The 23,491-nt window shown below is 72.5% G+C and carries 24 protein-coding genes; 14 read left to right on the plus strand and 10 right to left on the minus strand.

Annotation, left to right across the window (positions count from 1 at the left end):
* The first annotated feature begins 143 nt into the window (after positions 1–143).
* A complete protein-coding gene (locus ACFC96_RS02070) occupies positions 144–875 on the plus strand; it encodes an SDR family oxidoreductase (protein WP_376609640.1) in 732 nt (243 codons plus the stop codon).
* A gap of 137 nt (positions 876–1,012) precedes the next feature.
* Here ACFC96_RS02070 and alc read toward each other — a convergent pair whose 3' ends face one another.
* The gene (alc, locus tag ACFC96_RS02075) at positions 1,013–2,137 is read right to left on the minus strand and encodes an allantoicase (protein ID WP_376251336.1); all 1,125 of its coding nucleotides are present in this window, start codon (positions 2,135–2,137) and stop codon (positions 1,013–1,015) included.
* Positions 2,138–2,142: 5 nt separating this feature from the next.
* The gene (gene allB / locus ACFC96_RS02080; protein ID WP_376609642.1) at positions 2,143–3,483 is read right to left on the minus strand and encodes an allantoinase AllB; all 1,341 of its coding nucleotides are present in this window, start codon (positions 3,481–3,483) and stop codon (positions 2,143–2,145) included.
* A gap of 304 nt (positions 3,484–3,787) precedes the next feature.
* Here allB and ACFC96_RS02085 point away from each other — a divergent pair, with 304 nt between their 5' ends.
* A complete protein-coding gene (locus ACFC96_RS02085; RefSeq protein ID WP_376609644.1) occupies positions 3,788–4,588 on the plus strand; it encodes an IclR family transcriptional regulator in 801 nt (266 codons plus the stop codon).
* A gap of 156 nt (positions 4,589–4,744) precedes the next feature.
* On the opposite strand, the gene ACFC96_RS02090 is transcribed toward ACFC96_RS02085, so the two are convergent.
* Positions 4,745–5,500, minus strand: a complete 756-nt coding sequence (locus tag ACFC96_RS02090; protein ID WP_376609646.1) for an ABC transporter ATP-binding protein — start codon at positions 5,498–5,500, stop codon at positions 4,745–4,747.
* A complete protein-coding gene (locus ACFC96_RS02095; protein ID WP_376251329.1) occupies positions 5,497–6,573 on the minus strand; it encodes an ABC transporter permease in 1,077 nt (358 codons plus the stop codon). The genes ACFC96_RS02090 and ACFC96_RS02095 overlap by 4 nt, the downstream gene beginning before the upstream one ends.
* Before the next feature lie 135 nt (positions 6,574–6,708).
* On the opposite strand from ACFC96_RS02095, the gene ACFC96_RS02100 reads away from it, so the two are divergent.
* Both ACFC96_RS02100 and ACFC96_RS02105 read left to right on the plus strand, forming a co-directional pair.
* Positions 6,709–7,884, plus strand: coding sequence for a sensor histidine kinase (locus tag ACFC96_RS02100; RefSeq protein WP_376609648.1), 1,176 nt, complete (start codon positions 6,709–6,711; stop codon positions 7,882–7,884).
* Entirely contained in the window at positions 7,881–8,507 is a 627-nt protein-coding gene (locus ACFC96_RS02105; RefSeq protein WP_376609650.1) for a response regulator, read from the plus strand. Before ACFC96_RS02100 ends, ACFC96_RS02105 begins: the two co-directional genes overlap by 4 nt.
* 174 nt (positions 8,508–8,681) lie before the next feature.
* Here ACFC96_RS02105 and ACFC96_RS02110 read toward each other — a convergent pair whose 3' ends face one another.
* Entirely contained in the window at positions 8,682–9,215 is a 534-nt protein-coding gene (locus ACFC96_RS02110) for a universal stress protein (protein ID WP_376609652.1), read from the minus strand.
* A complete protein-coding gene (locus ACFC96_RS02115; RefSeq protein WP_340459906.1) occupies positions 9,212–9,355 on the minus strand; it encodes a hypothetical protein in 144 nt (47 codons plus the stop codon). The genes ACFC96_RS02110 and ACFC96_RS02115 overlap by 4 nt, the downstream gene beginning before the upstream one ends.
* Positions 9,356–9,455: 100 nt before the next feature.
* On the opposite strand from ACFC96_RS02115, the gene ACFC96_RS02120 reads away from it, so the two are divergent.
* Complete coding sequence (locus tag ACFC96_RS02120) at positions 9,456–10,949, plus strand: PLP-dependent aminotransferase family protein (protein WP_376251323.1); 1,494 nt, start codon at positions 9,456–9,458, stop codon at positions 10,947–10,949.
* Positions 10,950–10,999: 50 nt separating this feature from the next.
* Here the strand turns inward: ACFC96_RS02120 and ACFC96_RS02125 are convergent, their stop codons facing one another.
* A complete protein-coding gene (locus tag ACFC96_RS02125; RefSeq protein WP_376251321.1) occupies positions 11,000–11,314 on the minus strand; it encodes a DUF5955 family protein in 315 nt (104 codons plus the stop codon).
* A gap of 224 nt (positions 11,315–11,538) precedes the next feature.
* Between ACFC96_RS02125 and ACFC96_RS02130 the strand changes: the two genes are divergently transcribed.
* Both ACFC96_RS02130 and aceB read left to right on the plus strand, forming a co-directional pair.
* Complete coding sequence (locus ACFC96_RS02130; protein WP_376251320.1) at positions 11,539–12,144, plus strand: NTP transferase domain-containing protein; 606 nt, start codon at positions 11,539–11,541, stop codon at positions 12,142–12,144.
* Positions 12,145–12,370: 226 nt separating this feature from the next.
* Positions 12,371–14,008 (plus strand): malate synthase A, encoded by a 1,638-nt coding sequence (gene aceB / locus ACFC96_RS02135; RefSeq protein ID WP_376609654.1) that lies wholly within the window; start codon positions 12,371–12,373, stop codon positions 14,006–14,008.
* An 89-nt stretch (positions 14,009–14,097) separates the two neighbouring features.
* Here the strand turns inward: aceB and ACFC96_RS02140 are convergent, their stop codons facing one another.
* Positions 14,098–15,012, minus strand: a complete 915-nt coding sequence (locus ACFC96_RS02140) for a HipA family kinase (protein WP_376251316.1) — start codon at positions 15,010–15,012, stop codon at positions 14,098–14,100.
* Positions 15,013–15,180: 168 nt separating this feature from the next.
* Here ACFC96_RS02140 and ACFC96_RS02145 point away from each other — a divergent pair, with 168 nt between their 5' ends.
* Genes ACFC96_RS02145 through ACFC96_RS02155 form a run of 3 tightly spaced genes read left to right on the plus strand, consistent with a single transcriptional unit; the run spans position 15,181 to position 18,641 of the window.
* Complete coding sequence (locus ACFC96_RS02145; RefSeq protein WP_376609656.1) at positions 15,181–16,440, plus strand: FAD-dependent monooxygenase; 1,260 nt, start codon at positions 15,181–15,183, stop codon at positions 16,438–16,440.
* A gap of 45 nt (positions 16,441–16,485) precedes the next feature.
* Positions 16,486–17,766, plus strand: coding sequence for a VWA domain-containing protein (locus ACFC96_RS02150; protein ID WP_376609658.1), 1,281 nt, complete (start codon positions 16,486–16,488; stop codon positions 17,764–17,766).
* Entirely contained in the window at positions 17,766–18,641 is an 876-nt protein-coding gene (locus ACFC96_RS02155; protein WP_376609660.1) for a hypothetical protein, read from the plus strand. Before ACFC96_RS02150 ends, ACFC96_RS02155 begins: the two co-directional genes overlap by 1 nt.
* Positions 18,642–18,705: 64 nt before the next feature.
* Here ACFC96_RS02155 and ACFC96_RS02160 read toward each other — a convergent pair whose 3' ends face one another.
* Positions 18,706–19,344, minus strand: a complete 639-nt coding sequence (locus ACFC96_RS02160; RefSeq protein WP_376609661.1) for a winged helix-turn-helix transcriptional regulator — start codon at positions 19,342–19,344, stop codon at positions 18,706–18,708.
* Positions 19,345–19,436: 92 nt separating this feature from the next.
* On the opposite strand from ACFC96_RS02160, the gene ACFC96_RS02165 reads away from it, so the two are divergent.
* Together ACFC96_RS02165 and ACFC96_RS02170 are read left to right on the plus strand one after the other, a co-directional pair.
* Positions 19,437–20,645, plus strand: coding sequence for a pyridoxal phosphate-dependent aminotransferase (locus ACFC96_RS02165; protein ID WP_376609663.1), 1,209 nt, complete (start codon positions 19,437–19,439; stop codon positions 20,643–20,645).
* The gene (locus tag ACFC96_RS02170) at positions 20,642–21,292 is read left to right on the plus strand and encodes a peptidase (protein WP_376609665.1); all 651 of its coding nucleotides are present in this window, start codon (positions 20,642–20,644) and stop codon (positions 21,290–21,292) included. The genes ACFC96_RS02165 and ACFC96_RS02170 overlap by 4 nt, the downstream gene beginning before the upstream one ends.
* A 318-nt stretch (positions 21,293–21,610) precedes the next feature.
* On the opposite strand, the gene ACFC96_RS02175 is transcribed toward ACFC96_RS02170, so the two are convergent.
* The gene (locus ACFC96_RS02175; protein ID WP_340458757.1) at positions 21,611–22,345 is read right to left on the minus strand and encodes a hypothetical protein; all 735 of its coding nucleotides are present in this window, start codon (positions 22,343–22,345) and stop codon (positions 21,611–21,613) included.
* A gap of 71 nt (positions 22,346–22,416) precedes the next feature.
* Here ACFC96_RS02175 and ACFC96_RS02180 point away from each other — a divergent pair, with 71 nt between their 5' ends.
* Together ACFC96_RS02180 and ACFC96_RS02185 are read left to right on the plus strand one after the other, a co-directional pair.
* The gene (locus ACFC96_RS02180) at positions 22,417–22,875 is read left to right on the plus strand and encodes a hypothetical protein (protein ID WP_340458758.1); all 459 of its coding nucleotides are present in this window, start codon (positions 22,417–22,419) and stop codon (positions 22,873–22,875) included.
* Positions 22,876–22,929: 54 nt separating this feature from the next.
* Positions 22,930–23,463 (plus strand): hypothetical protein, encoded by a 534-nt coding sequence (locus tag ACFC96_RS02185; RefSeq protein WP_376609667.1) that lies wholly within the window; start codon positions 22,930–22,932, stop codon positions 23,461–23,463.
* The last annotated feature ends 28 nt before the right edge of the window (positions 23,464–23,491 follow it).

Here is a 23,491-nt window from a genome sequence, read left to right on the forward strand (position 1 = left end):
ACCCGCACCCGCACCCGCACCCGCAAGGCAACGGTCTGCCCGCGTGGCCGGGGCGGCGGCATAGGTGTCCGTTTGCCGCCAGCAGCAGGGACCGCCCGTCCATTTACTTGAAGTCATAACGACCGATGACTTCAGGAGGACCCATGAACGGCAAGGCGGCACTCGTCACCGGTGGCAGCCGTGGGATCGGCGCGGCGACCGCGCTGCGGCTCGCCCGTGAGGGCGCGGATGTGGCCGTCACCTACGTGAACGGCAAGGAGGCGGCCGAGGAGATCGTGCGCCGCGTCGAGGCACTGGGGCGGCGCGGCCTCGCCCTGCGCGCCGACTCGGCGGACGCCCGCGAGGCGGCCGGCGCCGTGGAGCAGGCGGCGAAGGCGTTCGGCAGGCTCGACGTGCTGGTGAACAACGTGGGCCTGGGGGTGCTCGGACCGCTGGAGGGCTTCTCCCTCGCCGCGATCGACCACGCGCTCGCGGTGAACGTGCGGGGTGTCCTGCTGGCTTCGCAGGCCGCCGCGGCACGGCTGTCCGAGGGCGGCAGGATCGTCACCGTCGGCACCTGCATGACCCAGCGCGTACCGGGTCCCGGCGGGACGGTGTACGCGACGACCAAGGCGGCCCTGATCGGCCTGACGAAGGCGCTGGCGCGCGAGTTGGGCGGCCGCGGCATCACGGCGAACATCGTCCACCCGGGCCCGATCGACACGGACATGAACCCGGCGGACGGCCCTCACGCCTCGGGCCAGACGGCCTCCGTCGCCCTGGACCGGTTCGGCACGGCCGAGGAGGTGGCGTCGATGGTCGCCTATCTCGCGGGCCCCGAGGCCACATACATCACGGGCGCGGAGTTCGCCGTGGACGGCGGGCACGCGGCGTGACGTGATGCGCGCGGGGGCGTACCGGTGCTGTCGGGCCGGTACGCCCCCGCGCGGGTCTGTGCCCGGGCGTGCCTTCACATTCCCCGCCGCCCCGCGGGCGGACGGCAGGGAGGTGAGGACAGGCCCCGGCGACGGGATCAGCCGCCGAGCTCCTGATGGCGGGCCGTCAGGCGGGCCGTGCCCTCGTCGGTCAGCGAGCCGAACAGGCGCAGGCGGGAGATGCCGCCGTCCGGGTAGATGTCCACGCGCGCGTGGGTACCGACCGCGGGGGTGTCGAGCACGAAGCGGTGGTTGGTGTCGGGCTGGAGGCGTGTACGGGGCAGGACCTCGACCCACGCGTCTTCGTCGGTGGACTCGCCGTCACGCACCGAGACCGAGGCCCAGCCCGCGGAGTTGCCCTTGAGGTACGCGGTGTCGATCTCCAGGGCGCGGATCTGCGACTGGGCGACCAGGCGGTAGCTGATCCAGTCGTTGCCCTGGTCGCGGCGGCGGCGGGTCTCCCAGCCGTCGTCCATCTTGCGGGAGCGCCCCGGCTGGATGGTGTTGCTCGCGGGCGAGTAGAAGAGGTTGGAGGCGTCCTCGGCGCTGCCGCCGTTCTCCAGGGCGACGACGTCGAAGGTGCCGAGCGTGGCGAGCCACTTGGGGTCGGGCACGACCTCGCCGTGGACGCGCAGGCGGGCGATGCCGCCGTCGGGGTGCTGGTTGACCCGCAGGTGCGTGAAGCGCTGCTCCACGTCGACGGCGAAGCCGTTGGCCGCGTGGCCGCCGACCGCGGTGCGCGGTACGAGCGTCGTCCACTTGACGTCGCCCGACAGGAGCTCCTGCGGGGTGGGCGCGCCCTCGACGGACGCGGCCTCGACGGAGACGGCCTGCGGGTAGTTGCCGCGGAAGTGGGCGGTGTCGACGACGATGCCGCGGATCACGCCGGGGGCGCCGAGCCGGACCAGCGCCCAGTCGTGGTCCTCGGCGGTCGGCCACGGGTGGTCCGCGCCGGTGCCGCGGCGACGGCGGGTCTCCCAGCCGTCCATGATCTTGCCCTTGTGGCCGAAGTGCTCGGGGTCGAACTCGGCGCGCTCGGGCACGAGGAGGTTCTCGCGCTGGGCGAAGAACTCGTCGTTGGCGGCGATGACACCGGCGCCGAGCTGTCGCGCGGCGAGGTCGGCGTACTGCGTGAACGGGAAGTCGGCGGTGCGGTAGTCGGCGTAGGGGTCTCCGCCGCCGTAGGGGTTCGCGTCGCCGGTGAAGCTGGGGATCGCCGTCACAGTGATCAGTTGTTCCTTTCGAGGAGCCGGCCGGCGGGAGCGGTGAACTCGCCCTCGGCGACGATGCGTTCACCGCGCAGCCAGGTCGACTTCACGACGCCGTGCAGCGTCTTGCCCGCGTAGGCGGTGACGCGGTTGCGGTGCTGCAGTTCGGCGGGGTCGACGGTGAACGTCTCCTCGGGGGCGAGGACCGCGAAGTCGGCGTCGCGGCCGGCGGCGACGGCGCCCTTGCGGTCGTCGAGGCCGACCAGCTCCGAGGTGCGCGCGGACATCCAGCGCACCACGTCGTCGAGGGAGTGACCGCGCCTTCGGGCCTCGGTCCAGATGGCGGAGAGGCTCAGCTGGAGGCCGGAGATGCCTCCCCAGGCGGTCGCGAAGTCGTCGGTCTTCAGGTCGGCGGTCGACGGCGAGTGATCGGTGACGACACAGTCGATGGTGCCGTCGGCGAGCGCCTGCCACAGCAGGTCCTGGTTGGCGGCCTCACGGATGGGCGGGCAGCACTTGAACTCGCTCGCGCCGTCCGGGACTTCCTCGGCGGTGAGCGTGAGGTAGTGCGGGCACGTCTCGACGGTGAGCTTGACGCCCTCGGCCTTGGCCTCGGCGATCAGCGGCAGCGCGTCGGAGGAGGACAGGTGCAGGATGTGGACACGGGCGCCGATCCGCTTGGCGGTGTCGATGAGGCCCTTGATCGCGACGTCCTCGGAGATCCGCGGCCGGGTCGCGAGGTAGTCGTCGTACTTGGGACCGCTGTGGTGCGGGGCGACGTCCAGCTCGTGCGGGTCCTCTGCGTGCACGATGAGCAGGCCGCCGAACCCGGCGATCTCGGCCATGGAGGCGGTGAGCTGGTCACCGTTCAGGTGCGGGAACTCGTCCACGCCGGACGGCGAGAGGAAGCACTTGAAGCCGAAGACGCCGGCGTCGTGCAGCGGGCGCAGGTCCTTGACGTTGTCGGGCAGCGCGCCGCCCCAGAAGCCGACGTCGATGTGCGCCTTGGCGGCGGCGACGTCCTGCTTGGTGCGGAGGTTGGCCGCGGTCGTCGTCGGCGGCAGCGAGTTGAGCGGCATGTCGACGATCGTGGTGATGCCGCCGGCCGCAGCGGCGCGGGTGGCCGTCCAGAAGCCCTCCCACTCCGTGCGCCCCGGGTCGTTCACGTGGACATGGGTGTCCACGAGGCCGGGCATGAGGACATCGTCACCGAAGTCCTCGAGCCGGGCGCCGGCCGGTACGTCCGCGTCGTGCGGAAGGACGGCCGCGATCTTTCCCCCGGCGACGGCGACCGACGCGGGCCGCGTGCCTTCGGGGGTGATGACGCGGGTCGAGCGCAGGACCAGTTCGACGTCGGACACCCGAGCCCCTCTCAGTAAATTCAACGTTCTGTTGAAGGAGTTTTCACCCCGGTCCAGGGTCCGTCAAGACCCGTCTCGTACGGGACGACGTCGTCCTGGACGTTTCCACAAAGTGGAATTAGAATTCCGTAAGCCAGAACGTAGCTATCTACGACGACACCGTCAAGGGAGCACGGGTATGGCCCGGCGACACCCGGACAAAGACGCCCTGACCGGCCGGAACAACCCGGGCCGTGCCACACCCCCCGCGGTGACCGCCGGGTAGGCTGCAGCCTTGCCCTTCCGCCCCGAAAGGAACGCGCCCGTGCCGACGTCAAGCGCCAGCACCAAGTCCTCTGGCCCTTCCGCCCCGACCGGCGGAGTCCAGTCCCTCGAGCGCGCCTTCGACCTCCTGGAGCGGATGGCCGACGCCGGGGGCGAGGTGGGTCTCAGCGAGCTCTCCGCGAGCAGCGGCCTGCCCCTGCCGACGATCCACCGACTGATGCGCACACTGGTCGCCTGCGGGTACGTGCGCCAGCAGGCCAACAGGCGCTACTCGCTCGGCCCCCGCCTGATCCGCCTCGGCGAGTCCGCCTCGCGCCTGCTGGGCACCTGGGCCCGCCCCTATCTCGCCCGCCTCGTCGAGGTGACCGGCGAGACGGCGAACATGGCGCTGCTCGACGGGGACGAGATCGTGTACGTCGCGCAGGTGCCGTCCAAGCACTCGATGCGGATGTTCACCGAGGTGGGCCGCCGCGTCCTGCCGCACTCGACGGGCGTGGGCAAGGCCCTGCTCGCCGACACCCCGGCCGACGAGGTGCGCGCGCTGCTCGCGCGGACCGGCATGCCGGCCGCCACGGAGAAGACGATCACGACGCCCGAAGGTTTCCTCGACGCGCTCGCCCAGGTGCGCAGCGCCGGGTACGCGGTCGACGACAACGAGCAGGAGATCGGTGTGCGCTGCCTCGCCGTCTCCGTGCCCAACTCCCCCACGGCCGCCGCGATCTCGATCTCGGGCCCGGCGGGACGCGTCACCGACGCGGCGACGGAGAAGATCGTGCCGGTGCTTCAGCAGGTCGCCGAGGAGCTGTCGGTGGCGCTGTCGAGCTCCGGGGTGGGCGTGTAGGGCCTGTCGTCACATTCCCGTCGTCCGCCCGAGGGGCGGGCCCGGCGGCGTCCGGTGCGTGCGATCGCAAGGCGCCGGAGAGCCCTTGTAGCGGAGCTACCAGGGCTCTCCGGCAACGCCGCATGGGGGTCCCCCCTGCTCGAGCAAAGCCGAGAGCTAGGGGGAGTGCGTGCCAGACGCCGCCGGGCAGACGGGAACGTGACGACAGGCCCCGGCACCGCCCGCAACGTCGCGGGACGGGCCGGCCGCCGTGAGCCGCCCGTCCACCATTTCGCACACCTCGTCCGCCACCGCGAGATGCGCCCGGTCGTGAGTGACCAGGACCGTCGCGGTGCCGCGCTCCCTCGTGAGGCGGGCGAGCAGGTCCAGTACGGCCGCCCCTCGCTCGTGGTCGAGGGCGCTCGTCGGCTCGTCCACGAGCAGGACCGACGGCTCGTTCATCAGGGCGCGGGCGATGTTGACGCGCTGGCGCTGGCCGCCGGACAGCTGGTGGGGGCGACGGCGCGCCTGGTCCGTGAGCCCGACCGCGGCCAGCAGCTCCCCCGCCCGCTCCCGCACCTCGCGCGGCCTGCGGCCGTCCAGATGGGCCATGACCTGGAGCTGTTCGAGGGCGGTCAGGGACGGCAGCAGATTGGGCTGCTGGAAGACGATGCCGAGGGAGCGGCGGCGCAGCTCGGCGCGTTCGGCGGGGCCGATCGAGCCCGTCGGCGTGCCGCCCACCGTCACGGACCCGCTGTCGGGCGTGACCAGCGTCGCCGCGACCGCGAGGAGGCTGGACTTGCCCGAGCCGGACGGGCCGACGACGGCGGTGACGGTGCCGGCCGGGACGTGCAGCGTGACCCTGTCGAGCGCCGTGATGCGGCCGTCGCCGTCCGGGTAGGTCAGGGTGATCTCGTCGAGGTCGAGGCTCATCGGGCGCTCCCGAGTGCGGTGAGGGGGTCGACGGCGGTGATGCGCCGGATGGACAGGGCGGCGCCGGCCGCGCCGAGGACCGTCATGACGGCGGCCGGGCCGAGCGTGGTGAGCGGCTCCATGACGAACGGCACGCCGTCGGGCACGAACACGGCGATGAGCGCCGCGAGCGCCGTACCGAGGGCCGTACCGCCGACGAGCATGACCACGGCCTGCCCGAGCGCGTCCCTGAGCAGATAGGGCGTCGAGGAGCCGAGTGCCTTGAGGACCGCGATGTCGCCGCTGCGCTGGATCGTCCACACGGTGAAGAACGCGCCGATGACCATCGCCGAGATGACGAAGAGGAAGCCCCGCATCAGCTGGAGCGAGCCGTTCTCGGCCTGGTAGGACCCTATGGCCTCCAGCGCCCCGTCCACGGTCCGCGTCTCGGTGCCCGCGGCACGGTCCGCGGCGCCCAGGTCCGCACCGCCCCCGGTGCGCAGAGCGATCACGGTGGCCTGCTCCCCGTGGCGCTGCCCGCTCGGCGCCACGCTCTGCCAGTCGCCGAGGTCGATCCAGACGACAGGCGTGTGGCTGTACGAGGCGTCGCCCGCGACCGCGCTCACCGTGAGGGACGTACCGGACAGGGCGATGCGGTCGCCGGGCCCCGCGCCCAGATCGTCCGCCGCCTGCTGCGAGAGGACGGCCGTGCCGGGTGCCGTCGTGTCGGGCGCGAGCCCCGAGCGGGGCCGCACGCCGAACGCGGACACGGCCGCCGTGTGACGGCCCGCCTCGGCGTTGACGGTGCTGATGCCGAGCGGCTGCGCCGCGTCCACCCCGGGGCGCGCGGCGAGCGCGCGCCACTGCTCGGCCCCGACCGTCGACCCGGTGAACGACACCGCCTGGCCGTCCGGGGGCCGGGCGAAGGCCAGGTGGTCGGCGGACAGCCCGGTCAGCGCCGAGGTGTTGTCCCGGGCCAGGCCCGCGGTCAGGCCGGACAGCAGGCCGACGAGCAGCGTGATCAGCACGACCACGCTCCCCATCAGCGCGAACCGGCCCTTGGCGAACCGTAGATCTCTCCATGCGACGAACATGGTCCCCAGCCTGCGGCCGGGCCCCCGTCCCGGGCATCGCGCCACAGCACGCTTCACCCGAATCGAAGGAAGGAGCCGCCTTTCAAACTTTCGGTTGACCGCGGGCCGGGGTCTTCTGCCTACGCTGGAGACGGTATGGATCCACGTTCCCTGACCCCCGTTCTGCGCGTCCTGCGCCTGTGCCTGCATCTGCTGATGGCCGGGCTGCTCATGCTGGTCGCCGGCCGGGCACTGGCCGGCGACTCCACGGGGGCGGGCGCCGTGGTGGCCGCCGCGGTCGTGATGGCCGTCGTGTACGGCGCGGGCCCGCTGATCCCGGACGTACGGGCCACGCGGGCCGGAGCCGCGTGGTGGCTCGGGGCGCTGTGCGCGGTGTGGCTGGTGCTCCTCGCCCTCTCCCCCGACGCCCTGTGGCTCGCGTTCCCGCTGTACTTCCTCCAGCTGCATCTGCTGCCCGCCCGCTGGGGCGTGCCCGCCGTGACGCTCACCGCGGGCGCGGCCATCGCCTCGTACGTACGTCATGGGCAGCCGCTCAACCCAGGGGCCTTCATAGGGCCTCTCCTCGGCGCGGCCGTGGCCGTGGCGACGGTCATCGGCTACCAGACGCTCTACCGCGAGAGCGAGCGCAGACGGCGCCTGATCGAGGAACTGATCGCGACGCGCGCCGAACTCGCCGCCGCGGAGCGCACGGCGGGCACCCTCGCCGAGCGGGAGCGCCTGGCCCGCGAGATCCACGACACCCTCGCGCAGGGCCTGTCCTCGATCCAACTCCTGCTGCGCGCGGCCCAGCGCGCGCTGCCACCGCAGTCCCCGGCCGCCCCGCACATCGAACAGGCGCGCGCGGCCGCCCAGGACAACCTGGCGGAGGCCCGCCGTTTCGTACGGGCCCTGTCGCCGCCGGACCTGGAGAACGGGTCACTCGCCGGGGCCCTGGAGCGCCTGTGCGCGACGGCTCCCGGGCTCACCGTCCGCTTCACGGAGAGCGGCACGCCGGCCGGGCTGCCGACGCCGTACGAGGTCGCGCTGCTGCGGATCGCGCAGTCGGCGCTCGCGAACACCGTGCGGCACGCGGACGCGCGCCGCGCCGAGATCACCCTCAGCTTCATGGACACGGCCGTGGCGCTCGACATCGTGGACGACGGCCGCGGCTTCGACCCCATGTCGGCCCCGGCCGGTGACGGTGGGTTCGGCCTGCCCGCGATGCGCTCACGCGCCGAGTCCCTCGGGGGCACGTTCACGGTGGAGTCGGCGCCCGGTCAGGGCACGGCGGTCGCGATCACGCTGCCGCTCCCGGCGGGAGGGACGACATGAGCATCCGGCTCCTGCTCGCCGACGACCACCCCGTCGTACGCGCCGGGCTCCGCGCGGTCCTCGACGCCGAACCCGACTTCGAGATCGCCGCGGAGGCCGCCACGGCGGAGCGGGCCGTGGAGCTCGCCGCGGCCGGCGGGGTCGACGTCGTCCTCATGGACCTCCAGTTCGGCGCCGGGATGCACGGCTCGGAGGCGACCGCGGCCATCGCGGCGAGGCCCGGTGCGCCGCACGTCCTCGTCCTGACCACGTACGACACGGACGCGGACATCCTGGCCGCGGTGGAGGCGGGCGCGTCCGGCTATCTGCTGAAGGACGCGCCGCCGGAGGAACTCGCGGCGGCGGTCCGCACGGCGGCCTCCGGCCAGTCCGCGCTCGCGCCCGCGATCGCGCACCGCCTGATGGACCGCATGCGGGCCCCGGCCGAGGCGCTCAGCCGCCGCGAGCTGGAGGTCCTCCAGCTCGTCAGGGACGGCCTGTCGAACCAGCGGATCAGCAAGGAGCTGTTCCTCAGCCAGGCGACGGTGAAGTCCCATCTGGTGCACATCTACGCCAAGTTGGGTGTCGATTCGCGCACGGCGGCGGTCGCCGCGGCCACCGCCCGCGGCCTGATGCGCCGCTGACCCGCCGGACCCCCACCACCGCGCATCCTGATGTCACCGCCGCAGCCCGCGGCGTCCGCAGTGGCACGGGCACCGTCAGCACCGGCCGACGCGCGCGCCCCGCGACCGCGCCGAAGGTCCGCCCCGCGCCCAGCGGCCGTCACCTCACACGGGCTCGTGCGGCGCTGCCCCCGTTCACCCTGCCGGACCCGCCGCCGCGAAGTCGTGTGCGCTCGCCCGGCGCAGCGCGCGCAGCTCGTGCCGTGCCAGTGGCGGCGCGGGCACGGTCAGGACCGGGCAGCCGGCGTGTGCGACGACGTAGCGGTGGATCCGTCCACGCCACATGCGGCGGGCGTGCACCCCGATGACGAGCAGGTCGTCCGGGCCGGTCACCGCGTCGCGCAGGGCCCGGCCCGGCCTGGCCCTGACCACACGGCGTACCAGGTCCACGTCCCGGGGAGGCCCGCCGAGGGCTTCGGCGAAGGCGCGGTCGAGGCGGGTGCGGGCCTCGCCGTGCCAGTGTTCGGCCCACTGCCGGTCGGGGCGGCGGGCGTACATGCCCTCGCCCTCGGGCGGTTCCCAGGCGAGGACGGCGACGAGGACCCGGCCCGAGCGGCGCGCCTGCTCGGCGGCCGCGCGCAGTGCCGCGAGGCCGCCGAGCGAGCCGCTCACCCCGACGACGACCTGCCCGGCCACGTTCTCGGAGCGCCGGGCCGCGACCCCGCTCACGACGTGCTCCCCTTGCGCCGCTTCCTGTTCACGAGCGCGCGCACCCAGGTGCCCGCAGGGCGCACGGTGCGTGCTTCCGCGCGACGCTGCATCTCCCGTTCGAAACGGTCCGTGACACAGCCCGTCCCGTATCCGTCCATGGCATGCCTCCTCAGCCGCTCCCCAGGCCAAAGCCCCTGACCTCTGTCGAGTCTGTACGCTGATTGGCCTGGACAGCAGGGCCAATAACGGAGAGTTGGCATGGCAGGCAATCGAGTGGTCCACGCCTTGAACACGCCGGGCACGGACAGCATGAACAGATCCCTGGGCAGCCGCCGCCTCGCCGCCCTCCTCGTGGTGACCGCCGGGGAGCGGCCCGGCTACCGCGCCCTCGCCCAGGGCGTGCGCACCCTGCTGCTCGACGGCCGCATCCCGCTGCACACCCGGCTGCCCGCCGAGCGCGAGCTGGCCACGGCACTCGGTGTCAGCCGCGCCACGGTCACCGCCGCCTACGACCTGCTGCGCGAGGGCGGCTACGCCCGCAGCAGGCGCGGCGCGGGCACCTGGACCGAGCTGCCCGAGGGGCAGCGGCCCGCCAGCGTGGCCGTCTTCCCCGCGGGCGACGACGTGATCGACCTCGCCGTCGCGGCGCCCGGCGCGCCCGAGGCGGAACTCGCCGACGCGCTCGCTGCCGCGAGCACACTGCTGCCCCGGCACGCGTCGACGCCCGGCTACCACCCGTACGGGCTTCCCGAGCTGCGGGCCGCGGTCGCCGAGCGGTTCACGCGGCGCGGCCTGCCGACGCTCCCCGAGCAGATCCTCATCACCTCGGGCGCCCAGCAGGCGGTGTCGCTCACCCTGGGGCTGCTCGCGAGGGCGGGCGACCGCGTCCTGGTCGAGAACCCGTCGTACCCGAACGCCCTGGACGCGCTGAACAGGGGCGGGATGCGGGCCACGCCGGTGCCGGTCACGGACGGCGGCTGGGACACGGACCTGTTCGAGTCGGCGCTGCGCCAGACCGCGCCCCGGCTCGCCTATCTGATCCCGGACTTCCACAACCCGACCGGGCGGCTGATGCCGCGCGAGCAGCGGGTGCGGCTCCTCGAGGCGGCACGGGCGACGGGGACCTGGCTGGTCGTGGACGAGACGGTCGCCGACATCGCCCTGGACGTGCCGGCGCCCGCGCCCTTCGCCTCGCTGGCCTCGCACGGCGCGGGCGAACAGGTCGTCACCGTCGGCTCGTTGAGCAAGACGCACTGGGGCGGCCTGCGCATCGGCTGGGTGCGGGCCGGGTCTCGGCTCATCACGGAACTGGCCACGGCACGGGTGCCGTTCGACATGTCCGGTTCCGTGCTCGACCAGCTCGTCGCGCTGCGGCTGCTCGACCGGATGGACGAGATCCTGAGCGAGCGCCTGCCCCGGATGCGGGCCCAGCGGGACGCGCTCGCCGAGGACCTGGCCCGTGAACTTCCCGAGTGGCGCTGGCAGTTGCCGCCCGGAGGCCTGTCGCTCTGGATCGACCTGGGCCGCCCGGTCGCCTCCGCTCTCGCCCGGGCCGCGCTGCGGCACGGGGTGCGCATCGAGGGCGGCTCCCGCTTCGGCGCCGACCCGGGCACGCACGAGCACCGGCTGCGCTTCCCGTACACCCAGCCGCCCGAGGTCGCCAGGGAGGCGGTGCGCCGCCTGGCGCAGACGCTCGCGGACGGTCTCGGCACGACGGGGGACGAGCCGGGCCGGCCCCACTGGGTGGCCTGACGCCGGGCCGAGGGGCCGTCAACTCGCTCACGAGGTCGTCGCTCACGAGGTCAGTGAAGGGGTGGCCCGCCGAACAGCTCCACCGCGTTCCGTACGTCGCCGAGGCTCTTCGCCAGGGCGCTGACCGAGCCGATCGCGCCCGTGATGAGCAGCAGCGAGCGGCGCAGGCGCGGGATCTCGGGCAGGCCCCCGGCAGCCATCGCGTCCAGGGCGGCCAGTTCGTCCTCGGCGACCGCCCGGTCGGGGAACTCGGCCGGATGGCCGGCCAGTTCACGGCGCAGCCTGGACACCGCGGTGCGTAACTCCGTCACCCGCGGATCCTCTTCGCTGACCGCCACCAGCTTCTGCCCCACGCTCCGCAACACCGCTCTCCCCCCTCGCACGCCTTTGTGCGACCGCAGACGTGCGCGTTCCGCACGCTGTACGCCTTCCGCGGCCCCGGCGGGGCGTCGGCCGGACTCGCCGCATCGGGGTCGCCGGCCAGTAAACGCCACTTTCTGCCGCGCCCGCCACCGTGCCGACCGAATTCCGGCCTCACGAGTGTCCCGGGGGTCGGCGCGCGGGGCGCCCGGTGAGGTATCCAGGCTTCATGACACACGCAACGGATGACGCTCCGGTGACGGGACTGCTGCTCGCGGCGGGCGGCGGGCGCAGGCTCGGCGGGCGGCCGAAGGCGCTCCTGACGCACCGCGGGCGCCCCCTGGTGGAGCACGCGGTGGCGGTGCTGCGCGCGGCCGGCTGCGAGCGCGTCCACGTCGTGCTCGGCGCCGCCGCCGACGACGTACGGGCACGGGCGGACCTCACGGGGTGCGTGCTCGTGGAGAACCCGGCATGGGAGGAGGGCATGGGGTCGTCACTGCGGGCGGGCCTCGGCTCGCTCGCCGAGACGGGGGCGTCGGCCGCGCTCGTACTCCTGGTGGACCAACCGGGCATCGGGGCGCCCGCGGTGGCCCGGGTCCGGGCCGCGTACCGGTCGGCGGGGTCGCTCGCGGCGGCCGCGTACGACGGGGAACGCGGGCATCCGGTCCTGTTCGGGGCGGAGCACTGGCCGGGGATCGCGGCGAGCGCGGCCGGGGACCGCGGGGCGCGCGCGTACCTGAAGGAGCACGCGTCGGAGCTGACGCTCGTGGAATGCGGCGATGTGGCCGATGACTACGACATCGACACGGAGGCCGACCTCAAGCACCTTGAATGAGTGTGAGTAAGGGACATGAACGGGGCGTGAGGAGCCTGGCACCCAGCGCCACGTTATGTCGACCCGAAGAATCTCGACGTCAACAAACCATTGAACTTCCACAATGAGGAAACTAGTATCCACTGTTCAGAAGGGCCGGTCCCCCCGCGCGGGGTCCGTAGTCGTATCCCGGCGCCCACGGCACTCGGTGCCGCCCGCGCCCGTTCGCTGAAGGAAGTGACAGCTCATGTCCGCACCAGCGCCGTCCCCGCTGGCCATCGTCGACGCAGAGCCCCTGCCCAGGCAGGAAGAGGTGCTCACGGACGCGGCCCTCGCCTTCGTGGCCGAGCTGCACCGGCTGTTCACGCCCCGGCGTGACGAGCTCCTCACCCGCCGCGCGGAGCGTCGCGCCGAGATCGCCCGCACCTCCACGCTCGACTTCCTCCCGGAGACCGCTCATATCCGCGAGGACACCACCTGGCGCGTCGCGCCCGCCCCGGCCGCGCTGAACGACCGTCGCGTCGAGATCACCGGTCCCACCGACCGCAAGATGACCATCAACGCCCTCAACTCGGGCGCCAAGGTCTGGCTCGCGGACTTCGAGGACGCCTCGGCCCCCACCTGGGAGAATGTCGTCCTGGGCCAGGCCAACCTGATCGACGCCTACACGCGCAACATCGACTTCACGGACGAGCGCACCGGCAAGTCGTACTCCCTCAAGGGCGACGACGAGCTCGCGACCGTCGTGATGCGCCCCCGCGGCTGGCATCTGGACGAGCGCCACCTCACGGACGGGGCCGGCCGTCCCGTTCCCGGCGCGCTCGTCGACTTCGGCCTCTACTTCTTCCACAACGCCAAGCGTCTGATCGAGCTCGGCAAGGGCCCCTACTTCTACCTCCCGAAGACGGAGTCGCACCTGGAGGCCCGCCTCTGGAACGAGATCTTCGTCTTCGCGCAGGACTACGTCGGGATCCCCCAGGGCACCGTCCGCGCGACCGTCCTCATCGAGACGATCACGGCCGCGTACGAGATGGACGAGATCCTCTACGAGCTCCGCGACCACGCCGCCGGCCTGAACGCGGGGCGCTGGGACTACCTGTTCTCCATCGTCAAGAACTTCCGTGACGGCGGCGCCAAGTTCGTCCTGCCGGACCGCAACCTGGTCACGATGACGGCCCCGTTCATGCGCGCCTACACCGAACTCCTCGTCCGCACCTGCCACAAGCGGGGCGCGCACGCGATCGGCGGCATGGCGGCGTTCATCCCGTCGCGGCGCGACGCCGAGGTCAACAAGGTCGCGTTCGAGAAGGTCAAGAACGACAAGGACCGCGAGGCCGGCGACGGCTTCGACGGCTCGTGGGTCGCCCACCCCGACCTGGTCCCGATCGCGATGGCGTCCTTCGACGCGGTCCTCGGCGACAGGCCGAACCAGAAGGAGCGCCTGCGCGAGGACGTGTCCGTCGCGCCCGGCGACCTGATCGCGATCGACTCCCTCGACGCCCGGCCCACCTACGACGGCCTGGTCAACGCCGTCCAGGTCGGCATCCGCTACATCGAGGCGTGGCTGCGCGGCCTCGGCGCCGTCGCCATCTTCAACCTGATGGAGGACGCGGCCACCGCCGAGATCTCCCGCTCGCAGATCTGGCAGTGGATCAACGCCGGTGTCGTCTTCGAGGGCGGCGAGCACTCCGGCACGACCGTGACGGCCGACCTGGCCCGCGAGGTCGCGGCCCAGGAGCTCGCCGACATCAAGGCCGAGATCGGCGAGGAGGCCTTCGCGGCCGGCAAGTGGCAGCAGGCCCACGACCTCCTCCTCCAGGTCTCCCTGGACGCGGACTACGCGGACTTCCTGACGCTGCCCGCGTACGAGCAGCTCGCCGGCTGAGTCCTGCCCCGCACCACCCGAGCCCTCGGCACCGCACAGCGCCGGGGGTTCGGTCGTGTCCGGGACGGATTCCTCCCGAGCGGCCGAGGTCAGCCGAGGTGGACGGACCAGTCCTGTTCGGCGGCCGGCTTGCCGTGCAGGTCGGGGACGCGCTTGAGCCAGTCCGGGCGGCCCTTCTCCGTGTCGGCGGCGCGGCGCGCGTCGGCGGCCGCGAGCTGGTCGCGCGACGGGAAGTCCGTGGGCAGCCAGGCGGCGGAGGTACGGGCGCGGGCCGCGAGGTAGGAGACGTAGGCCGCGCGGACCTCGTCCGGCGAGGTGAAGCCCGGCTCGTCGGTCAGCCACGCGTCGGGGACGAGGGCGGTGATCTCGCGGAGCATCTCCTCGGTGACGAGGGGGGCCAGCTCCGCGTCGGCGGCCGCCGTGTCGGGCCCGTAGGCACCGAGGGCGTGATGGCGGAAGTCGTACGCCTTGCCGGGCGCGGACGCGTCCCAGCGGTGGTGGAAGATCAGGGCCGCGCCGTGGTCGATCAGCCACAGCTTCGGCTCCTGGATGCCGAAGGTGGGCCAGATCATCAGGTTGGAACTGTGGATCGTGCGGTCCACATTGACCGTGAGGGCGTCGAGCCACACGATCTTCCCGGCCTCCAGAGGGTCGACCGTGAAGGCGGCGGCGACCTCGGGCGTGAAATCCTTCGCGCCCGGCAGGAAGTCCATTCCGAGGTTGAGCCCGTCGCTCGCGCGCAGCAGGTCCTGGACCTCCTGGTGCGGCTCGTGGGCGGCCACCTCGGGGTCGAAGTGCGTGAGGACCAGCTCGGGGAAGCGCAGGCCGAGGCGGCGCGCGAGTTCACCGACGACGATCTCCGCGACGAGTGCCTTGCGGCCCTGCGCGGAGCCGGTGAACTTCACGACATAGGTCCCCAGGTCGTCGGCCTCGACGACCCCCGGCACGGAGCCGCCGGTCCGCAGGGGGGTCAGATACCGGACAGCCGTCACTTCTCGCAGCACACCGGCCAGCCTAACCGGCGGCTCCCACGACCGAGGGGTGGCCGGGATCGCACCGTCCGGGGTCCGGGTCCGCGCGGCGCCCGGCGGCTGCCGGTAGCGTCGTCCCGACTGCGGAGATCTTCCTGCGCCATCTCCCTTGCGCGGGACCGAGGACGGGGACGGGGACGCATGGTGGACGGTGGCCGGGTCGCGGTCGTGGGCGGGAGCATCGCCGGGTGCGCGGCGGCTCTCGCAGCCCATCGCGGGGGCGCGGACGAGATCGTCGTGTACGAGCGGGCCGCGGGCTCCCTCGCGGAACGTGGCGTGGGGCTCGCGGTGCACGACGCACGGTACGCCGAGCTGGAGTCGGCCGGGTACATGAACGCGGGCATGCCGTGGGTGGGCCTGGTGCGCCGTCGCTGGTACGTGCGCGCCGGGGACGGCGGGTCCGCGAGGGACACAGTGCTCGGCCGCGAGATCGCCACCATGCCGTTCCCGTTCCGTACGTACAACTGGGGGCCGCTCTGGCGCGAGCTGCGCCGGGCGGTGCCGGCGGGCGTCGAGTTCCGGACGGGTGCGGCCGTGGCACGGGTCGAGGCGACGGCGGGCGGGGCCCGCGTGCACCGCGCGGACGGCGGCGCCGAGGAGTTCGGCCTCGTCATCGGCGCGGACGGCTATCGCTCGGCGGTCAGGGCCGGCGCGTTCCCCGACGTACAGCCCCGGTACGCGGGATACCTGGCGTGGCGGGGCGCGTTCCCCGCGCAGCGCCTCGCCGAGCCCGGGCTGTGGGCCGAGGAGGACTGCGCGTACGTCGTGTTCCCCGGCGGGCACCTCATCGTCTACCGGATCCCGGACGGCGGCCCGGCCGGCGGTCGGCGCGTGAACTGGGTTCTCTACACGGCTCCCCCGCCGGGCGTCGACGCGGCGCTGCGCGTCGACCTGCCGACGAGCCTGCCGCCCGGCACCCTCACCGACGCGCTGCGCTCCCACCTCGCCCACGTGGCCGAGGAGTTGCTTCCGCCGTACTGGGGCGACCTGGTCCACCTCACCGCCCCGGACGAGCTCTCGCTCCAGCCCATGTACGACTTCACGGCCCCGCGGTACGCGACGGGCCGGTTCATGCTGACCGGGGACGCGGCGACGGTCGCGCGTCCGCACACGGGGGCGGGCGCGGTGAAAGCTCTCCAGGACGGCGCCGCTCTCGAATCGGCGTTCCGCGCCGCGTCCTCCTGGGACGAGGCGCTCGCCGCGTACGACGGCTCCCGCACGGCGGCCGGCGGGGCGCTGGTCGGGCTCGGGCGGAGCCTGGGCCGGGCGCTCGTTCAGGAGACCCCGGACTGGCGGAAGTTGGACCAGGCCGGGCTCGAGGCATGGTGGGCACAGGCGGACGGAACCGGTGTGTTCGGCGGGAAACAGCTGGATTCCGGCACCGGCCCGCATCCCCGCTGAGCACTCGTTTTGTTGTGTGCGTACGTTGATCCATAGGATCCGGCGATGATCATAAGAAAACGGCTGGCGGCGGGAACCTGTGTCCTGTTCGCCGCCCTGACCATGGGGCTGACGCCCGTCGGCGCCTCTGCGGCGGACAACCCCGACGGGCAGCCCACGGCCGCCCCGAAGGTCGAGCTCGTGCTCGACGTGAGCGGTTCCATGCGGGCTCGCGACATCGACGGCGGAAGTCGCATGGCCGCCGCCAAGCAGGCGTTCAACGAGGTGCTCGACGCGACGCCGAAGGAGGTCGAGCTCGGCATCCGCACGCTGGGCGCCAACTACCGCGGCGAGGACCGGAAGGTGGGCTGCAAGGACACCGCGCGGCTCTACCCGGTCGGCCCGCTCGACCGCACCGAGGCGAAGACCGCCGTCGCCACCCTCTCGCCGACCGGCTGGACGCCGATCGGTCCCGCGCTCCTGAAGGCGGCCGACGACCTGAACATCGACGCCGGCAGCGACGGATCGCGCCGCATCGTCCTCATCAGCGACGGCGAGGACACCTGCCAGCCGCTCGACCCGTGCGAGGTCGCGCGCGACATCGCGGCCAAGGGCATCAACCTCACCATCGACACGCTCGGCCTGGTCCCGGACGCCAAGACGCGTGACCAGCTCAGCTGCATCGCCGAGGCCACCGGCGGCACCTACACCTCCGTGCGGCACACCGACGAACTCACCGACCGCGTGGGCCAGTTGGTGGACCGGGCGGCCGACCCCGTGGTCAACCCCGTGGCCGTCGAGGGCGCCAAGGAGTGCACCGGCGCGCCGGAGGTCAAGCCCGGCCTGTACACGGACCGCGAGACGTTCGGCGAGCACCGCTTCTACCGCGTGGCCGTCGCCCCCGGACAGGAGCTGCGCGCCTCTGTCAGCGTCGCCGCGGACCGCGCCGTCGACAAGGACTACGGCGTGCTGCTGCGCGCCGTCACCGAGCACGGGCGTGAGATCGTCCGGGGCTCGGAGGCGGGCGACGGGCGTACGGACGTGATCTCGACAGGTCTGCGCTACCCGAAGCCCGAGCAGGACGACGACGAGGCGGCGACCGAGACCGTGTGCCTCCAGGTGTCGAATTCCTACTCGGCCCCCGCGTCGGTCAAGACGACGCCGGGCCTCCCGGTCGAACTGACCGTCGACGTCGTGGACGCGCCGAGCGCCGCGTCCGACGTGGCCGCGTTCGGCCTGGGCCGCGGCTGGTGGCTGCTCGGCGCCCTGGTGGTCACCGGCTTCGCCGCGGGTGTGCTGTGGGGCTGGATCTCGCGCTGGCGGGTCGCGGTCTGGAGGACCAACTGATGCGTACGACCAAGCTGTCGACGACGGCCGGACTCCTCGGCGCGTGCGCGCTGACCGCACTGCTCGGGGCGGGTACGGCGTTCGCCGGCTCCGGCGACTCCGGCTCCTCCGGTGACGACAGGGCCCCCACCGAGGCGGGCACGTCGTTCCGTACCGCGCAGGAGGTGCAGCAGGGCCTGCGGGCCACCGCGGACGCCTCCACGGGCGACTACCTGTACTGGTCGTTCCCGGCGGACGCCGGGCAACGGCCCACGGTCAAGGCGACGGTGAAGCTGCCGGACTCGGCCGCGCGCCCCTCGGGCGCGACGTGGCGGATCGACGTGTACGACGGGCTGAGACGCCGTCAGTCCTGCATGTACGGGACGCAGTCGAGGGCGGCGGCGCAGGACGCGACGTCGGTCGGGCTGTCCTGCACGCTGCGTACGGTGCGGGCCTGGTCGGAGCAGTGGGCGAACGACCCGCTGCCCGGCACGTACTACGTCCGGCTCACGGCGGCCGTGATGACACCCTCGGACCAGGGGCTGCCCGTCTCGACCGAGGTCGAGGTGACCTCCAAGGAGGTCGGCGGCTCCTCGGCGGTGGACGGCTCGCTCGCCGCCCCCCTCGTGCCGGGCTCGACGACGCAGGAGGCCGCTGCCGCCTCCGACGACGCCTCCGACGACGCCTCTGCCGACGCCTCCGACGAGAAGAACGGCTCGTCGGCGAGCCAGGCCCTCGCGACGGGTGAGCCCGAGGACGGCTGGTCCTCCGGCTGGTGGTCGGACCGCTGGGTCTGGACGGCGGCGGGCGGCATCCTGGCGGCGCTCGCCGGTATCGGCGGCTACGCCCTGACGCGCGGCACGGGCCGCCCGTCCCGGGTACCGCCGGGCATGTGACACCCCCGCCCATGGCGCCCGCGCACACCAAGTGCCGGGTGCCATGGGCGTGTCGGCCCCCGCCTCACGCCACCCGCAGCGCCTTCGCCAGGGCGCCGTCCCCGGACACGGCGACATGGCCGGCGCGGGCCGCCTCCTCCAGCGTCAGCTCGCCCCGCACCACGGCGACGCAGGTCTCCGTCCCCAGGACGAGCCGCGCCTCGGGCTCACCCGCGACGGGCCCCTCACCGTAGACAGGCCCGTCCGCGCCCGCGCCGCCGACCCGCACATGGAACTCCCCCTCGTCGAGGCGCACTTCCACCACACCCTCGCCACCCAGCCGCTCCAGATGGCTCAGCAGAGGCAGGGCGAACCAGTGCGCGCGCACCGCGTCCGTCGGCCCGCGCTCGTCCAGAGCGGGTGCACCCCACTCCCCGAGCGCCTGGAGCACCGGCAGCAACTGCCGCCCGCGCGGGGTCAGTTCATAGACGTATGCCGAGGCCGGCGCGGGCAGCCTGCGGCGCTCCGCGACGCCCTCGCGCTCCATGTCCTTCAGGCGCGAGGCGAGGACGTCCGTGCTGACGCCGGGCAGGTCGGCGTGCAGATCGGTGTAGCGGCGCGGCCCCGCGAGGAGTTCACGGACGATCAGGAGCGTCCAGCGGTCCCCGACGGCGTCGAGGGCGCGGGCGGCGGCGCAGTACTGGTCGTAGCTTCGGCGTGGCATGGCTCGCAGTCTATGCAACTTGTTGGACTTTCCAAGCAGTCACTTGGTAAAACCAAGTCACACACGTCACGGGCAGTCCGGGAGGGCACCACATGGAGTTCCGGCAGTCGAGCAAGCTCAGCGAGGTCTGTTACGAGATCCGCGGCCCGGTGATCGAGCACGCCAACGCCCTTGAGGAGGCGGGCCACAGCGTCCTGCGCCTCAACACCGGCAACCCCGCGCTCTTCGGCTTCGAAGCGCCCGAGGAGATCGTCCAGGACATGATCCGGATGCTCCCCCAGGCCCACGGATACACCGACTCACGGGGCGTCCTGTCCGCCCGCCGCGCCGTCGCCCAGCGCTACCAGGCAATCGGCCTCGACGTGGGCGTCGACGACGTGTTCCTCGGCAACGGCGTGTCCGAGCTGGTCACCATGGCCGTACAGGCACTCCTGGAGGACGGCGACGAAGTCCTCATCCCCGCACCGGACTTCCCGCTGTGGACGGCCGTCACCACGCTCTCCGGCGGAAAGGCCGTGCACTACGTGTGCGACGAGTCGGCCGACTGGTACCCCGACCTCGACGACATGGCCGCGAAGATCACCGACCGCACCAAGGCCGTCGTCATCATCAACCCCAACAACCCCACGGGCGCGGTCTACCCGAAGGAGATCGTCGAGGGCATCCTCGACCTCGCCCGCCGGCACGGCCTGATGGTGCTCGCCGACGAGATCTACGACCAGATCCTGTACGACGACGCGGTCCACCACAGCGCCGCCGCCCTCGCCCCCGACCTGGTCGTCCTCACCTTCTGCGGCCTCTCCAAGACATACCGCGTCGCGGGTTTCCGTTCCGGGTGGCTGGTCGTCACGGGACCGCAGCAGCACGCCCGCGACTACCTGGAGGGCCTGACAATGCTCGCCTCCATGAGGCTGTGCGCCAACGCCCCCGCCCAGTACGCCATCCAGGCCGCGCTCGGCGGCCGCCAGTCCATCCGCGAACTGACCGCGCCGGGCGGCCGGCTCCTCGAACAGCGCGACAAGGCCTGGGAGAAGCTCAACGAGATCCCGGGCGTCTCCTGCGTGAAGCCCAAGGGCGCCCTGTACGCGTTCCCGCGCATCGACCCCAAGGTCCACCCCATCGTCGACGACGAGAAGTTCGTCCTCGACCTGCTGCTGCGCGAGAAGATCCAGGTCGTCCAGGGAACCGGCTTCAACTGGCCGCGCCCGGACCACTTCCGCATCCTCACCCTCCCGTACGCTGACGATCTCGACGCCGCGATCAGCCGGATCGGCCGCTTCCTGAGTGGGTACCGCCAGTGACGTTCTGCACCACCTGCGCCCTGCCGAGCCTGACGCAGTTCGCCTCGCCCGAACTCGTCGAGGCGATCGTGGAGGGCGGCCACGACCGCGCCGACGACCCCGCATGGGAGACCTCGGGCGCGGCCACGGCGGAGGACTACGCTCTGTGGTGCGGCCATCTGTGCGGCATGACGTGCCTGCGCATGGCCCTCGGCCCGGACGCGCCCAGCCTCTTCGACCTGCGCGACGGAGCGCTCAAGTACGGCGCGTACACGGTGGACACGGAGGGCGGCATCCACGGCCTGATCTACGCACCGTTCGCCGAGTACGCCCGCGAGGAACTCGGCCTGGACGCGACCGTCCACCGCACCCTGACGGTCGACGAGATCGCCGGGCTGCTCGATCAGGGCCGTACGGTCATGGCCTCGGTCCACTACGGGATCCGCCGCCCCCGGCGGCCCGCGCCCGGCCGGGGCGGACACCTGGTCCTGCTCACGGCCCGCGAAGGCGACCGCCTCCACTTCCACAACCCGTCGGGGATCAGCCCCGAAACCCGTTGCGCGGAACTGCCGTCGGCGACGTTCGAGAACTTCTTCGCGGGGCGGGGCGTCTCGCTGGGCCGGGCATGGAGCGGGTCCGAGGGCGTAGCCGGCCCCCGGACCCCATGAATGCCGCTCACATCACACGCCGACTCGCTTGAGGACCCGGGTCAGTGTCAATGCCCTGCGTCCTGCCTTTGGACTACCGCCCATCGAGCTGGGCGGGCCGGATTCGAACCGGCAATTCGGGGCCTGGGGCCCGGGTCCGATCGATGCGGCGATGAGCGGCGCATACTGAGTCTGGAGCAGGAGTCTGAGATTGATGGCGGTCCGCGTGTGCTGTGCGGACCGCACCGTCACGACAAGCTTCAGCTTCAGCTTTGCGCTCCTCGCGCACCCCGGCCGCCGGCTCTGCGGCGCCCGGGGAGTCTTGAATGTGCCGCTGGATCAGCCGAAGAGGTAGCTGAACACGGGGTCACCCGCCCGCTGGTCGTCGACCTCCGCCGCGTTCGCCTCCTCGCGGGCGAACTTGACGGCCTGCTGGAGCCTCTCGATCCGCTCGAGCAGTTCGTTCACCCTGCGCGCGGGCAGCGCGCCGGAGAACTTCACGGTCGTCCAGTACCCGACGGGCACGTCCTCGTAGTAGACCTCGACCTGCGCCGGGTGCTTCTCGGTCGCCTCGGCCTTCACGTGGTTGCGCGGCACTTTCTTGGTGCGCAGCGTCCGCACCGGCTCCGTCTTCCAGTCATCCGTCGACGGGTCCTGCGTCCACGCCTCGGAGGCGTCGAGCACGGGCAGTTTGCGCACGAAGGCGTTGAGGTCGACGAGCTGCTTCTCCAGGAAGAGCAGGTACGCGACCGGCACCTGGCTCAGGACGGCCCGTCCGTCGACCGTGACATCGGCCCGCGCCTCGCAGTTCGCCCAGTCCTTGGTGGCAGTCACATCGAACAGCCGGGTGAGCGTCTTCGCGGTGTCCCGCAGCACGTGCTCGGCCCTCACCTGGACCCGCGTCGACTCGGGCGGCAGCTGCTCGCCCTCCTCGTCCTTCGGCTGGTAGGTACGCGAGATCCCGGCCAGGAGCGCCGGCTTCTGAAGCCCGTGATGGGCCGCCGTCAGGTCCTGGTGTGCCTTGGACTTGACGCCTTTCTCGACTGCGATGATCTGATTGAGTTTCGTTGCCACGCGAGAACGGTAGTCAGGCACCGCACTTCGAATCGAATGGTTTTTCCCCGGACCACGAGGAGCAACTCACCATGGATGCGGCGCTGATAGCCGTGCTCGGCACCCTGCTCGGTTCCGTCGTCACCCACTTCTTCCAGGCGCGGTCCACGGAGCGGGTCGCCGGGCTCGCCCGTGCCGAGCAGCTGCGTCAGGAGCGGATCTCCAGTTACAGCGCGTTCGCCGGGGCCCTGTTCGACTACCGGCGCAGTCAGAACGACCGGTGGTTCCGGGCGCAGGAGGTGCCGGGTTCCTCCCAGGCGGAGGAGGCCCGCTTCGCGTCGTACGAGGCACGGATCAGCGCGCGACAGGCGCTGGCGCGGCTCCAGTTGGTGTGCGACCAGGCAGACACTCGTCAACTGGCCGAATCAGCGTTCGAGTTGGCGAACTGTCTGCACGAGTCGGTGGACGAGGAGGACCGGGACCGGCGGTCGCGGCGGTGCAAGGACGCCCTGACGAGGTTCATCGAGTCGGCGGCCCCGAGCGTGCGCTGACCGTGTCCGACGCCGCGATGAGCGATCACCGGTCCCGGTGGGCAACACCTGTGCATGACAGACAGACCGCTGCTCCTCCTCGACGTCGACGGGCCCCTCAACCCGTACGCCGCCCGCCTGCCCCGCCTGCGCGGATACACCGCTCACCGCTTCCACCCGGCGTCCTGGCTCTCGCGCCAGACACCAGGCTCCCGCCGCCACCGCCGCGGCTTACGGGTCGTGCTCCACCCGTCCCACGGCCGGCGCCTGGTCGGCCTGCCCTTCGAACTGGCCTGGGCGACCACGTGGATGCACGAGGCGAACGAGATGATCGGCCCGGCGATCGGACTGCCCGCCGCGCTGCCCGTGATCGAGTGGCCCGAGCTGTTCGCCCGGGACCCCGACGGCCTCTACTGGAAGACCCGCCCGCTGCTCGACTGGGCTGCCGGACGGCCGTTCGCCTGGGTCGACGACATGATCACGGACCTGGACTCCCGCCATGTCACCGCGCACCACGACGCTCCGGCCCTGCTCCTGCGCATCCACCCGCGCCACGGGCTGCGTGAGAGGGACTTCACGACGCTGACGCGGTGGGCCGCCGCGTTGTGAACCGTCGCACTCGGCCTCCGCCGGCCCG

It is taken from the genome of Streptomyces sp. NPDC055955 (assembly GCF_042270245.1).
Taxonomy (GTDB): Bacteria; Actinomycetota; Actinomycetes; order Streptomycetales; family Streptomycetaceae; genus Streptomyces.

Excerpts from the sequence above, each read along its gene's own strand:
- ACFC96_RS02120 (WP_376251323.1), top strand. The coding sequence starts at position 9,456 with ATGGCAGGCAATCGAGTGGTCCACGCCTTGAACACGCCGGGCACGGAC.
- ACFC96_RS02185 (WP_376609667.1), top strand. The coding sequence starts at position 22,930 with ATGACAGACAGACCGCTGCTCCTCCTCGACGTCGACGGGCCCCTCAAC.
- ACFC96_RS02150 (WP_376609658.1), top strand. The coding sequence starts at position 16,486 with ATGATCATAAGAAAACGGCTGGCGGCGGGAACCTGTGTCCTGTTCGCC.
- ACFC96_RS02180 (WP_340458758.1), top strand. The coding sequence starts at position 22,417 with ATGGATGCGGCGCTGATAGCCGTGCTCGGCACCCTGCTCGGTTCCGTC.
- ACFC96_RS02115 (WP_340459906.1), bottom strand. The coding sequence starts at position 9,355 with ATGGACGGATACGGGACGGGCTGTGTCACGGACCGTTTCGAACGGGAG.
- ACFC96_RS02070 (WP_376609640.1), top strand. The coding sequence starts at position 144 with ATGAACGGCAAGGCGGCACTCGTCACCGGTGGCAGCCGTGGGATCGGC.
- ACFC96_RS02090 (WP_376609646.1), bottom strand. The coding sequence starts at position 5,500 with ATGAGCCTCGACCTCGACGAGATCACCCTGACCTACCCGGACGGCGAC.
- ACFC96_RS02165 (WP_376609663.1), top strand. The coding sequence starts at position 19,437 with ATGGAGTTCCGGCAGTCGAGCAAGCTCAGCGAGGTCTGTTACGAGATC.
- ACFC96_RS02160 (WP_376609661.1), bottom strand. The coding sequence starts at position 19,344 with ATGCCACGCCGAAGCTACGACCAGTACTGCGCCGCCGCCCGCGCCCTC.
- ACFC96_RS02095 (WP_376251329.1), bottom strand. The coding sequence starts at position 6,573 with ATGTTCGTCGCATGGAGAGATCTACGGTTCGCCAAGGGCCGGTTCGCG.
- ACFC96_RS02100 (WP_376609648.1), top strand. The coding sequence starts at position 6,709 with ATGGATCCACGTTCCCTGACCCCCGTTCTGCGCGTCCTGCGCCTGTGC.
- ACFC96_RS02105 (WP_376609650.1), top strand. The coding sequence starts at position 7,881 with ATGAGCATCCGGCTCCTGCTCGCCGACGACCACCCCGTCGTACGCGCC.
- aceB (WP_376609654.1), top strand. The coding sequence starts at position 12,371 with ATGTCCGCACCAGCGCCGTCCCCGCTGGCCATCGTCGACGCAGAGCCC.
- ACFC96_RS02155 (WP_376609660.1), top strand. The coding sequence starts at position 17,766 with ATGCGTACGACCAAGCTGTCGACGACGGCCGGACTCCTCGGCGCGTGC.
- ACFC96_RS02145 (WP_376609656.1), top strand. The coding sequence starts at position 15,181 with ATGGTGGACGGTGGCCGGGTCGCGGTCGTGGGCGGGAGCATCGCCGGG.
- ACFC96_RS02130 (WP_376251320.1), top strand. The coding sequence starts at position 11,539 with ATGACACACGCAACGGATGACGCTCCGGTGACGGGACTGCTGCTCGCG.